Raw genomic sequence first — 12,403 nt, 5'->3', positions numbered from 1 at the left:
TGGCCGTACCGTTGGCGCGGGCGTGGTTGCTAAAGTTCTCGGCTAATTGCTGATAACATTTGACGCAATGCGCAATAAAAGGGCATCATTTGATGCCCTTTTTGCACGCTTTCACGCCAGAACCTGGCTCATCAGTGATTATTTTTGTCATAATCATTGCTGAGACAGGCTCTGCAGAGAGCGTATAATTCGAAAAGCGAATTAGCATTTCGATTTGGTTTGCCTCGCGATCGCGGGGTGAAAATGTTTGTAGAATACTTCTGACAGGTTGGTTTATGAGTGCGAATACCGAAGCTCAAGGGAGCGGGCGCGGCCTGGAAGCGATGAAATGGGTAGTGGTAGCCGTTCTGCTGATCGTAGCGATCGTCGGCAACTATCTTTATCGTGACATTATGCTGCCGCTACGCGCGCTTGCAGTGGTAATTCTGATTGCTGCAGCGGGTGGTGTCGCGCTGTTGACGACAAAAGGCAAAGCGACTGTCGCTTTTGCCCGCGAAGCGCGTACCGAAGTCCGTAAGGTAATTTGGCCGACTCGCCAGGAAACATTGCACACCACGCTGATCGTAGCGGCGGTAACCGCTGTAATGTCACTGATCCTGTGGGGACTGGATGGTATTCTGGTTCGCCTGGTATCCTTTATCACTGGCCTGAGGTTCTGAGATGTCTGAAGCCCCTAAAAAGCGCTGGTACGTCGTTCAGGCGTTTTCCGGTTTTGAAGGCCGCGTAGCAACGTCGCTGCGTGAGCATATCAAATTACACAACATGGAAGAGTTATTTGGCGAAGTTATGGTTCCGACCGAAGAAGTGGTCGAGATCCGTGGCGGCCAACGCCGCAAAAGCGAGCGTAAATTCTTCCCGGGTTACGTGCTGGTTCAGATGGTTATGAACGACGCGAGCTGGCACCTTGTGCGCAGCGTACCGCGCGTGATGGGCTTTATCGGCGGCACGTCTGACCGTCCGGCGCCAATCAGCGACAAAGAAGTTGATGCGATTATGAACCGCCTGCAGCAGGTGGGTGATAAGCCGCGTCCGAAAACGCTGTTTGAACCGGGTGAAATGGTTCGTGTTAATGACGGTCCGTTTGCTGACTTTAATGGCGTGGTCGAAGAAGTGGATTACGAGAAATCCCGCCTGAAAGTTTCTGTTTCTATCTTCGGTCGTGCGACCCCGGTAGAACTGGACTTTGCCCAGGTAGAAAAAGCCTAAGCAGCGATCAAAAAAGCGGCGATTTAATCGTTGCACAGGGCGCGAGATTGGAATACAATTTCGCGCCTTTTGTTTTTATGGGCCACGGCCTGTAAAACGATTTTATTCACGGGGAGCCTCGCTGAGGCGCTATCACCCAATCAGAGGATTTTAGAATGGCTAAGAAAGTACAAGCCTACGTCAAGCTGCAGGTTGCAGCTGGTATGGCGAACCCAAGTCCACCAGTTGGTCCAGCTCTGGGTCAGCAGGGTGTGAACATCATGGAATTCTGTAAAGCGTTTAACGCCAAAACTGAATCCCTGGAAAAAGGTCTGCCAATCCCAGTTGTAATCACTGTTTACGCTGACCGTTCTTTCACTTTCGTTACCAAAACCCCTCCTGCAGCAGTTCTGCTGAAGAAAGCGGCTGGTATCAAGTCTGGTTCCGGTAAACCGAACAAAGACAAAGTGGGTAAAATTTCCCGCGCTCAGCTGCAGGAAATCGCGCAGACCAAAGCTGCCGACATGACTGGTGCCGACATTGAAGCGATGACTCGCTCTATCGAAGGTACTGCACGTTCCATGGGCCTGGTAGTGGAGGACTAAGAAATGGCTAAACTGACCAAGCGCATGTCCGTGATCCGTGACAAAGTTGATGCGACCAAACAGTACGACATCAACGAAGCTATCGCTCTGCTGAAAGAACTGGCTACCGCTAAGTTCGTTGAAAGCGTTGACGTTGCTGTTAACCTGGGCATCGATGCTCGTAAATCTGATCAGAACGTTCGTGGTGCAACTGTACTGCCACACGGTACTGGCCGTTCCGTTCGCGTAGCTGTATTTACTCAGGGTGCAAACGCAGAAGCTGCTAAAGCTGCTGGCGCTGAACTGGTAGGTATGGAAGATCTGGCTGACCAGATCAAAAAAGGCGAAATGAACTTTGACGTTGTTATCGCATCTCCAGATGCAATGCGCGTTGTTGGCCAGCTGGGCCAGGTTCTGGGTCCACGCGGCCTGATGCCAAACCCGAAAGTGGGTACTGTAACCCCTAACGTTGCTGAAGCGGTTAAGAACGCTAAAGCAGGTCAGGTTCGTTATCGTAACGACAAAAACGGCATCATCCACACCACCATCGGTAAAGTGGACTTCGACGCTGACAAACTGAAAGAAAACCTGGAAGCTCTGCTGGTTGCGCTGAAAAAAGCAAAACCAACTCAGGCGAAAGGCGTGTACATCAAGAAAGTTAGCATCTCCACCACCATGGGTGCAGGTGTTGCAGTTGACCAGGCTGGCCTGAGCGCTGCTGCAAACTAATGCCTTTACGTGGGCGGTGATTTTGTCTACAATCTTACCCCCACGTTTGCTAACGAAAGTTAGCGGCTAAAAGAATTGTTCGTTGGAGCCTGGCCTAATCCAGGCCTCCGTCGAAGACCGCAGGTGTTTCGCAAGAGACTTAATCCCCTGCGTAGACGGTGACAGAACGCTAAGATTATTTTTGGATATTCTGGCTTGTTTCTGCTCACCGTATTAAGACGCTCTTTCCGTTGGGAAGAGTGAAGTGAGTTCCGGAACATGAGTTCCGGCAAACATCCAGGAGCAAAAGCTAATGGCTTTAAATCTTCAAGACAAACAAGCGATTGTTGCTGAAGTCAGCGAAGTAGCCAAAGGCGCGCTGTCTGCAGTAGTTGCGGATTCCCGTGGCGTAACTGTAGATAAAATGACTGAACTGCGTAAAGCAGGTCGTGAAGCTGGCGTTTACATGCGTGTTGTTCGTAACACCCTGCTGCGCCGTGCTGTTGAAGGTACCTCTTTTGAGTGCCTGAAAGACACGTTTGTTGGTCCGACCCTGATTGCATACTCTATGGAACACCCGGGCGCTGCTGCTCGTCTGTTCAAAGAGTTCGCGAAAGCGAATGCAAAATTTGAGGTCAAAGCCGCTGCCTTTGAAGGTGAGCTGATCCCGGCGTCTCAGATCGACCGCCTGGCAACTCTGCCGACCTACGAAGAAGCAATTGCACGCCTGATGGCAACCATGAAAGAAGCTTCGGCTGGCAAACTGGTTCGTACTCTGGCTGCTGTACGCGATGCGAAAGAAGCTGCTTAATCGCAGTTATCTTTATAAAGCATCTGCTTACGTATAAACTTATTCTGATATTCAGGAACAATTTAAATGTCTATCACTAAAGATCAAATCATTGAAGCAGTATCCGCTATGTCCGTAATGGACGTTGTTGAGCTGATCTCTGCAATGGAAGAAAAATTCGGTGTTTCTGCTGCTGCTGCTGTAGCTGTTGCTGCTGGCCCAGCTGCTGACGCTGCTGAAGAGAAAACTGAATTCGACGTAATTCTGAAAGCTGCTGGCGCGAACAAAGTTGCAGTAATCAAAGCTGTTCGTGGCGCTACCGGTCTGGGTCTGAAAGAAGCTAAAGACCTGGTAGAATCTGCTCCAGCTGCGCTGAAAGAAGGCGTGAGCAAAGACGACGCAGAAGCACTGAAAAAATCTCTGGAAGAAGCTGGCGCTGAAGTTGAAGTTAAATAAGCCAACTTTTCTGGTTGCAGCCTAAGTAATTAGGCTGATGGCTGGTGACTTTTTAGTCACCAGCCTTTTTGCGCTGTAAGGCCTCGGTAGCATTTCACACTGTTTGACTATCGATGTGTCTTTCAATGCTTGTTTCTATCGACGACTTAATATACTGCGACAGGGTGCTCGCTCTGTGTAAATCGCAATGAAATGGTTTAAGCGTGATAGCAACAGGTATTGCGGAAAGTATTCAATTTTCCGGTCCACAAAATGGTGTTGCACAAACTGTCCCTTCGTCGGACAGATGGGTCGACTTGTCAGCGAGCTGAGGAACCCTATGGTTTACTCCTATACCGAGAAAAAACGTATTCGTAAGGATTTTGGTAAACGTCCACAAGTTCTGGACATTCCATATCTCCTTTCTATCCAGCTTGACTCGTTCCAGAAGTTTATCGAGCAAGATCCTGAAGGGCAGTACGGTCTGGAAGCAGCCTTCCGTTCCGTGTTCCCAATTCAGAGCTACAGCGGTAACTCCGAGCTGCAGTACGTCAGCTACCGCCTTGGCGAACCGGTGTTTGACGTTCAGGAATGTCAGATCCGTGGCGTGACCTATTCCGCACCGCTGCGCGTAAAACTGCGTCTGGTGATCTACGAGCGCGAAGCGCCGGAAGGCACTGTTAAAGACATTAAAGAACAAGAAGTCTACATGGGTGAAATTCCACTCATGACAGACAACGGTACTTTCGTTATCAACGGTACTGAGCGTGTTATCGTTTCCCAGCTGCACCGTAGCCCGGGCGTCTTCTTCGACAGCGATAAAGGTAAAACACACTCTTCCGGTAAAGTACTGTATAACGCGCGCATCATTCCTTACCGTGGTTCATGGCTGGACTTCGAGTTCGATCCAAAAGACAACCTGTTTGTCCGTATCGACCGTCGTCGTAAACTGCCTGCAACCATCATTCTGCGCGCACTGAACTATACCACTGAACAGATCCTGGACCTGTTCTTTGAAAAAGTGATCTTTGAAATCCGCGACAACAAGCTGCAGATGGAGCTGGTGCCGGAACGTCTGCGTGGTGAGACCGCGTCGTTCGACATCGAAGCCGACGGCAAAGTGTATGTGGAAAAAGGTCGCCGTATTACCGCGCGCCACATCCGTCAGCTGGAAAAAGATGATATCAAACACATCGAAGTTCCGGTTGAATACATTGCAGGAAAAGTAGCCGCGAAAGATTACGTTGATGAATCAACTGGCGAGCTGATCTGCCCGGCTAACATGGAGCTGAGCCTGGATCTGCTGGCTAAGCTGAGTCAGGCTGGCCACAAACGTATCGAAACGCTGTTCACTAACGATCTGGACCACGGTCCGTACATCTCTGAGACTGTACGCGTCGACCCAACCAACGATCGTCTGAGCGCGCTGGTAGAAATCTACCGCATGATGCGTCCTGGTGAGCCACCAACTCGCGAAGCGGCTGAAAGCCTGTTCGAGAACCTGTTCTTCTCTGAAGACCGCTACGATCTGTCTGCGGTTGGTCGTATGAAGTTCAACCGCTCTCTGCTGCGCGATGAGATCGAAGGTTCCGGTATCCTGAGCAAAGACGACATCATCGAAGTGATGAAGAAGCTCATCGATATCCGTAACGGTAAAGGCGAAGTGGACGATATCGACCACCTCGGCAACCGTCGTATCCGTTCCGTAGGCGAAATGGCGGAAAACCAGTTCCGCGTTGGCCTGGTGCGTGTAGAGCGTGCGGTGAAAGAGCGTCTGTCTCTGGGCGATCTGGATACCCTGATGCCTCAGGATATGATCAACGCCAAGCCGATTTCTGCAGCCGTGAAAGAGTTCTTCGGTTCCAGCCAGCTGTCTCAGTTCATGGACCAGAACAACCCGCTGTCTGAGATCACGCACAAACGTCGTATCTCTGCACTCGGCCCAGGCGGTCTGACCCGTGAACGCGCAGGCTTCGAAGTTCGAGACGTACACCCGACTCACTACGGTCGCGTATGTCCAATCGAAACGCCTGAAGGTCCAAACATCGGTCTGATCAACTCCCTGTCCGTGTACGCACAGACAAACGAATACGGTTTCCTTGAGACCCCGTACCGTAAAGTGACTGACGGTGTTGTTACCGACGAAATTCATTACCTGTCTGCTATTGAAGAAGGCAACTACGTTATCGCTCAGGCGAACTCCAACCTGGATGACGAAGGCCACTTTGTAGAAGATCTGGTTACCTGCCGTAGCAAAGGCGAATCCAGCTTGTTCAGCCGCGACCAGGTTGACTACATGGACGTATCCACCCAGCAGGTGGTATCCGTCGGTGCGTCCCTGATCCCGTTCCTGGAACACGATGACGCCAACCGTGCATTGATGGGTGCGAACATGCAACGTCAGGCCGTTCCAACTCTGCGTGCTGATAAGCCGCTGGTTGGTACCGGTATGGAACGTGCTGTTGCCGTTGACTCCGGTGTTACTGCAGTGGCTAAGCGTGGCGGTACCGTTCAGTACGTTGACGCATCCCGTATCGTTATCAAAGTTAACGAAGACGAGATGTATCCGGGCGAAGCGGGTATCGACATCTACAACTTGACCAAATACACCCGTTCTAACCAGAACACCTGTATCAACCAGATGCCTTGCGTATCTCTGGGTGAGCCAGTTGAGCGCGGCGACGTGCTGGCAGACGGTCCGTCCACCGACCTCGGTGAACTGGCGCTCGGTCAGAACATGCGCGTAGCGTTCATGCCGTGGAACGGTTACAACTTCGAAGACTCCATCCTCGTCTCCGAACGTGTGGTACAGGAAGATCGTTTCACCACCATCCACATTCAGGAACTGGCCTGTGTGTCCCGTGACACCAAGCTGGGGCCAGAAGAGATCACCGCTGACATCCCTAACGTGGGTGAAGCTGCGCTCTCCAAACTGGATGAATCCGGTATCGTTTACATCGGTGCGGAAGTGACCGGCGGCGACATTCTGGTTGGTAAGGTAACGCCGAAAGGTGAAACCCAGCTGACGCCAGAAGAGAAACTGCTGCGTGCAATCTTCGGTGAGAAAGCGTCTGACGTTAAAGACTCTTCTCTGCGCGTACCAAACGGTGTTTCCGGTACGGTTATCGACGTTCAGGTCTTCACCCGTGACGGCGTTGAGAAAGATAAACGTGCGCTGGAAATCGAAGAGATGCAGCTCAAACAGGCTAAGAAAGACCTGTCTGAAGAACTGCAGATCCTCGAAGCGGGTCTGTTCAGCCGTATCTACGCGGTGCTGGTTGCCGGTGGCGTTGAAGCTGAGAAGCTCGACAAACTGCCACGCGATCGCTGGCTGGAACTGGGCCTGACCGACGAAGAGAAACAAAATCAGCTGGAACAGCTGGCTGAGCAGTATGACGAACTGAAACACGAGTTCGAGAAAAAACTCGAAGCGAAACGCCGCAAAATCACTCAGGGCGACGATCTGGCACCAGGCGTGCTGAAGATTGTTAAGGTGTATCTGGCTGTTAAACGTCAGATCCAGCCTGGTGATAAGATGGCAGGTCGTCACGGTAACAAGGGTGTTATCTCTAAGATCAACCCGATCGAAGATATGCCGCACGATGCTAACGGTACGCCGGTAGATATCGTACTGAACCCACTGGGCGTACCGTCTCGTATGAACATCGGTCAGATTCTGGAAACCCACCTGGGTATGGCTGCGAAAGGTATCGGCGACAAGATTAACGCCATGCTGAAACAGCAGCAGGAAGTCGCGAAACTGCGCGAATTCATCCAGCGTGCCTACGATCTGGGCACCGATGTGCGTCAGAAAGTCGACCTGAACACCTTCAGCGATGAAGAAGTGCTGCGTCTGGCAGAGAACCTGCGCAAAGGTATGCCAATTGCAACGCCGGTATTCGACGGTGCAAAAGAAGCTGAAATTAAAGAGCTGCTGCAACTGGGTGGTCTGCCAACGTCTGGTCAGATTACGCTGTTTGACGGCCGTACCGGTGAACAGTTCGAGCGTCCGGTAACCGTAGGTTACATGTACATGCTGAAACTGAACCACCTGGTCGACGACAAAATGCACGCTCGTTCTACCGGTTCTTACAGCCTGGTTACTCAGCAGCCGCTGGGTGGTAAGGCACAGTTCGGTGGTCAGCGCTTCGGGGAGATGGAAGTGTGGGCGCTGGAAGCATACGGCGCAGCATACACCCTGCAGGAAATGCTCACCGTTAAGTCTGATGACGTGAACGGTCGTACCAAGATGTATAAGAACATCGTGGACGGCAACCATCAGATGGAACCGGGCATGCCAGAGTCCTTCAACGTACTGTTGAAAGAGATTCGTTCGCTGGGTATCAACATCGAACTGGAAGACGAGTAATTCTCGCTCAAACAGGTCACTGCTGTCGGGTTAACGCCCGACAGCAGAGTGTGCTAACTCCGACGGGAGCAAATCCGTGAAAGACTTATTAAAGTTTCTGAAAGCGCAAACTAAAACCGAAGAGTTTGATGCGATCAAAATTGCTCTGGCTTCGCCAGACATGATCCGTTCATGGTCTTTCGGTGAAGTTAAAAAGCCGGAAACCATCAACTACCGTACGTTCAAACCTGAGCGTGACGGCCTTTTCTGTGCACGTATTTTCGGGCCAGTAAAAGATTACGAGTGCCTGTGCGGTAAGTACAAGCGCCTGAAACACCGTGGTGTGATCTGTGAGAAGTGCGGCGTTGAAGTGACCCAGACCAAAGTGCGCCGTGAGCGCATGGGCCACATCGAGCTGGCGTCTCCGACTGCTCACATCTGGTTCCTGAAATCTCTGCCGTCCCGTATCGGCCTGCTGCTGGATATGCCGCTGCGCGATATCGAACGTGTTCTGTACTTCGAATCTTATGTGGTTATCGAAGGCGGGATGACGAACCTGGAACGTCACCAGATCCTGACTGAAGAGCAGTATCTGGACGCGCTGGAAGAGTTCGGTGACGAATTCGATGCGAAGATGGGTGCGGAAGCTATTCAGGCCCTGCTGAAGAGCATGGATCTGGAGCAAGAGTGCGAGCAGCTGCGTGAAGAGCTGAACGAAACCAACTCCGAAACCAAGCGTAAAAAGCTGACCAAGCGTATCAAACTGCTGGAAGCGTTCGTTCAGTCTGGTAACAAGCCAGAGTGGATGATCCTGACCGTTCTGCCGGTTCTGCCGCCAGATCTGCGTCCGCTGGTTCCGCTGGATGGTGGTCGTTTCGCAACGTCCGATCTGAACGATCTGTATCGTCGCGTGATCAACCGTAACAACCGTCTGAAACGTCTGCTGGATCTGGCTGCGCCGGACATTATCGTACGCAACGAAAAACGTATGCTGCAGGAAGCGGTAGATGCCCTGCTGGATAACGGTCGTCGCGGTCGTGCGATCACCGGTTCTAACAAACGTCCTCTGAAATCTTTGGCCGACATGATCAAAGGTAAACAGGGTCGTTTCCGTCAGAACCTGCTCGGTAAGCGTGTTGACTACTCCGGTCGTTCTGTAATCACCGTAGGTCCATACCTGCGTCTGCATCAGTGCGGTCTGCCGAAGAAAATGGCACTGGAGCTGTTCAAACCATTCATCTACGGCAAACTGGAACTGCGAGGACTCGCCACCACCATCAAAGCCGCTAAGAAAATGGTTGAGCGTGAAGAAGCTGTCGTTTGGGATATCCTGGACGAAGTGATCCGCGAACACCCGGTACTGCTGAACCGTGCACCAACTCTGCACCGTCTGGGTATCCAGGCATTTGAGCCAGTCCTGATCGAAGGTAAAGCTATTCAGCTGCACCCACTGGTTTGTGCGGCGTATAACGCCGACTTCGATGGTGACCAGATGGCTGTTCACGTACCGCTGACGCTGGAAGCCCAGCTCGAAGCGCGTGCGCTGATGATGTCTACCAACAACATCCTGTCTCCAGCGAACGGCGAGCCAATCATCGTTCCTTCTCAGGACGTTGTATTGGGTCTGTACTACATGACCCGTGACTGTGTTAACGCTAAAGGCGAAGGCATGGTGCTGACTGGCCCGAAAGAAGCTGAGCGTATTTATCGCGCTGGCCTGGCCTCTCTGCATGCGCGCGTTAAAGTGCGTATCACTGAATACGAAAAAGATGCTAACGGCGAATTCGTTGCGAAAACCAGCCTGAAAGACACGACTATCGGCCGTGCCATTCTGTGGATGATCGTACCGAAAGGTCTGCCTTTCTCCATCGTCAACCAGGCGCTGGGTAAGAAAGCGATCTCCAAAATGCTGAACACCTGTTACCGCATTCTGGGTCTGAAGCCGACTGTTATCTTCGCTGACCAGACAATGTACACCGGCTTTGCTTATGCAGCGCGTTCAGGTGCATCTGTTGGTATCGATGACATGGTCATCCCAGAGAAGAAACACGAGATCATCTCTGAAGCAGAAGCTGAAGTTGCGGAAATCCAGGAGCAGTTCCAGTCTGGTCTGGTAACCGCGGGCGAACGCTACAACAAAGTTATCGATATCTGGGCTGCGGCGAACGATCGTGTATCCAAAGCGATGATGGATAACCTGCAAACCGAAACCGTGATTAACCGTGACGGCGTAGAAGAGCAGCAGGTTTCCTTCAACAGCATTTACATGATGGCCGACTCCGGTGCACGTGGTTCTGCAGCACAGATTCGTCAGCTGGCAGGTATGCGTGGTCTGATGGCGAAGCCAGATGGCTCCATCATCGAAACGCCAATCACCGCGAACTTCCGTGAAGGTCTGAACGTACTCCAGTACTTCATCTCCACGCACGGTGCGCGTAAAGGTCTGGCGGATACCGCACTGAAAACAGCGAACTCCGGTTATCTGACGCGTCGTCTGGTTGACGTTGCGCAGGATCTGGTGGTGACCGAAGACGATTGTGGCACCCTTGAAGGTATCACCATGACTCCGGTTATCGAGGGTGGTGATGTTAAAGAGCCACTGCGCGATCGCGTACTGGGTCGTGTTACCGCGGAAGACATTCTGAAGCCGGGTACCGCAGACATTCTGGTTCCACGCAACACGCTGCTGCACGAACAGTGGTGTGACCTGCTGGAAGCGAACTCTGTTGACTCCGTGAAAGTGCGTTCCGTTGTATCCTGTGACACCGACTTTGGTGTATGTGCGCACTGCTACGGTCGTGACCTGGCACGTGGCCACATCATCAACAAAGGTGAAGCCATCGGCGTTATCGCGGCACAGTCCATCGGTGAGCCGGGTACACAGCTGACGATGCGTACGTTCCACATCGGTGGTGCGGCATCTCGTGCGGCTGCTGAATCCAGCATCCAGGTGAAAAACAAAGGTAGCATCAAGCTCAGCAACGCGAAATCGGTTGTGAACTCCAGCGGTAAACTGGTTATCACTTCTCGTAACACCGAACTGAAGCTGATCGACGAATTCGGTCGTACCAAAGAGAGCTATAAAGTGCCTTACGGTGCTGTTATGGCGAAAGGTGATGGCGAGCAGGTTGCCGGCGGTGAAACCGTTGCAAACTGGGATCCACACACCATGCCAGTTATCACCGAAGTGAGTGGTTTCATCCGCTTCACTGACATGATCGACGGCCAGACCATTACTCGTCAGACTGACGAGCTGACCGGTCTGTCTTCTCTGGTAGTTCTGGATTCTGCTGAACGTACTACCGGCGGTAAAGATCTGCGTCCTGCACTGAAAATCGTTGATGCTCAGGGTAACGACGTTCTGATCCCTGGTACCGATATGCCTGCGCAGTACTTCCTGCCTGGTAAAGCGATTGTACAGCTGGAAGATGGCGTACAGATCAGCTCTGGTGACACCCTGGCGCGTATTCCTCAGGAATCCGGCGGTACCAAGGACATCACCGGTGGTCTGCCACGCGTTGCGGACCTGTTCGAAGCACGTCGTCCGAAAGAGCCGGCAATCCTGGCTGAAATCAGCGGTATCATCTCCTTCGGTAAAGAGACCAAAGGTAAACGCCGTCTGGTTATCACCCCGGTAGATGGCAGCGAGCCGTACGAAGAGATGATTCCTAAGTGGCGTCAGCTCAACGTGTTCGAAGGTGAACGCGTAGAACGTGGTGACGTGGTTTCCGACGGTCCAGAAGCGCCGCACGACATCCTGCGTCTGCGTGGTGTGCATGCTGTTACGCGTTACATTGTTAACGAAGTACAGGACGTATACCGTCTGCAGGGCGTTAAGATTAACGATAAACACATCGAAGTTATCGTTCGTCAGATGCTGCGTAAAGCGACCATCGAGAACGCGGGCAGCTCCGAGTTCCTGGAAGGCGAGCAGGTTGAGTACTCACGCGTCAAGATCGCTAACCGCGAACTGGAAGCGAACGGCAAAATCGGTGCGACCTTCTCGCGCGATCTGCTGGGTATCACCAAAGCGTCTCTGGCAACCGAGTCCTTCATCTCTGCAGCATCGTTCCAGGAAACCACTCGTGTCCTGACCGAAGCCGCTGTTGCAGGTAAACGTGATGAACTGCGCGGTCTGAAAGAGAACGTTATCGTGGGTCGTCTGATCCCGGCGGGTACCGGTTATGCGTACCATCAGGATCGTATGCGTCGTCGTGCTGCAGGCGAACTGCCAGCTGCACCGCAGGTGACTGCTGAAGATGCATCCGCGAGCCTGGCAGAGCTGCTGAACGCAGGTCTGGGCGGTTCCGACAACGAGTAATCGTTGATGCCGTAAATAAAAAACCCGCCTCG

8 protein-coding genes are annotated in these 12,403 nt (G+C 52.3%); all 8 read left to right on the top strand.

Annotated features, from left to right (window positions below):
* Nucleotides 1-275: 275 nt before the first annotated feature.
* The 8 genes from secE to rpoC all read left to right on the top strand — a co-directional run bounded on the left by secE (nt 276) and on the right by rpoC (nt 12,371).
* Nucleotides 276-659, top strand: coding sequence for a preprotein translocase subunit SecE (gene secE, locus VF709_RS23460; protein WP_013094999.1), 384 nt, complete (start codon nt 276-278; stop codon nt 657-659).
* A 1-nt stretch (nt 660) separates the two neighbouring features.
* Nucleotides 661-1,206, top strand: coding sequence for a transcription termination/antitermination protein NusG (gene nusG / locus VF709_RS23455; protein ID WP_003862341.1), 546 nt, complete (start codon nt 661-663; stop codon nt 1,204-1,206).
* 155 nt (nt 1,207-1,361) lie between these two features.
* The gene (rplK, locus tag VF709_RS23450; RefSeq protein WP_008503452.1) at nt 1,362-1,790 is read left to right on the top strand and encodes a 50S ribosomal protein L11; all 429 of its coding nucleotides are present in this window, start codon (nt 1,362-1,364) and stop codon (nt 1,788-1,790) included.
* A gap of 3 nt (nt 1,791-1,793) precedes the next feature.
* Nucleotides 1,794-2,498 (top strand): 50S ribosomal protein L1, encoded by a 705-nt coding sequence (rplA, locus tag VF709_RS23445; RefSeq protein WP_013095000.1) that lies wholly within the window; start codon nt 1,794-1,796, stop codon nt 2,496-2,498.
* 292 nt (nt 2,499-2,790) lie between these two features.
* A complete protein-coding gene (gene rplJ / locus VF709_RS23440; RefSeq protein WP_013095001.1) occupies nt 2,791-3,288 on the top strand; it encodes a 50S ribosomal protein L10 in 498 nt (165 codons plus the stop codon).
* A 66-nt stretch (nt 3,289-3,354) separates the two neighbouring features.
* Nucleotides 3,355-3,723: a 50S ribosomal protein L7/L12 gene (rplL, locus tag VF709_RS23435; protein WP_013095002.1), complete on the top strand. Its 369-nt coding sequence runs from the start codon at nt 3,355-3,357 to the stop codon at nt 3,721-3,723.
* 319 nt (nt 3,724-4,042) lie between these two features.
* Complete coding sequence (gene rpoB / locus VF709_RS23430) at nt 4,043-8,071, top strand: DNA-directed RNA polymerase subunit beta (RefSeq protein ID WP_008503453.1); 4,029 nt, start codon at nt 4,043-4,045, stop codon at nt 8,069-8,071.
* A 76-nt stretch (nt 8,072-8,147) separates the two neighbouring features.
* Nucleotides 8,148-12,371: a DNA-directed RNA polymerase subunit beta' gene (gene rpoC, locus VF709_RS23425; protein WP_013095003.1), complete on the top strand. Its 4,224-nt coding sequence runs from the start codon at nt 8,148-8,150 to the stop codon at nt 12,369-12,371.
* Nucleotides 12,372-12,403: the final 32 nt, after the last annotated feature.

The sequence above is a fragment of the Enterobacter sp. Lyrl_3 genome, from assembly GCF_051948675.1.
Taxonomy (GTDB): Bacteria; Pseudomonadota; Gammaproteobacteria; order Enterobacterales; family Enterobacteriaceae; genus Enterobacter; species Enterobacter cloacae.
Note: the sequence above shows the minus strand (reverse complement) of the source record. Positions and strands in the feature narration are given on the sequence as shown.

Excerpts from the sequence above, each read along its gene's own strand:
- rplL (WP_013095002.1), top strand. The coding sequence starts at position 3,355 with ATGTCTATCACTAAAGATCAAATCATTGAAGCAGTATCCGCTATGTCC.
- rplJ (WP_013095001.1), top strand. The coding sequence starts at position 2,791 with ATGGCTTTAAATCTTCAAGACAAACAAGCGATTGTTGCTGAAGTCAGC.
- secE (WP_013094999.1), top strand. The coding sequence starts at position 276 with ATGAGTGCGAATACCGAAGCTCAAGGGAGCGGGCGCGGCCTGGAAGCG.
- rplK (WP_008503452.1), top strand. The coding sequence starts at position 1,362 with ATGGCTAAGAAAGTACAAGCCTACGTCAAGCTGCAGGTTGCAGCTGGT.
- rpoB (WP_008503453.1), top strand. The coding sequence starts at position 4,043 with ATGGTTTACTCCTATACCGAGAAAAAACGTATTCGTAAGGATTTTGGT.
- rplA (WP_013095000.1), top strand. The coding sequence starts at position 1,794 with ATGGCTAAACTGACCAAGCGCATGTCCGTGATCCGTGACAAAGTTGAT.
- nusG (WP_003862341.1), top strand. The coding sequence starts at position 661 with ATGTCTGAAGCCCCTAAAAAGCGCTGGTACGTCGTTCAGGCGTTTTCC.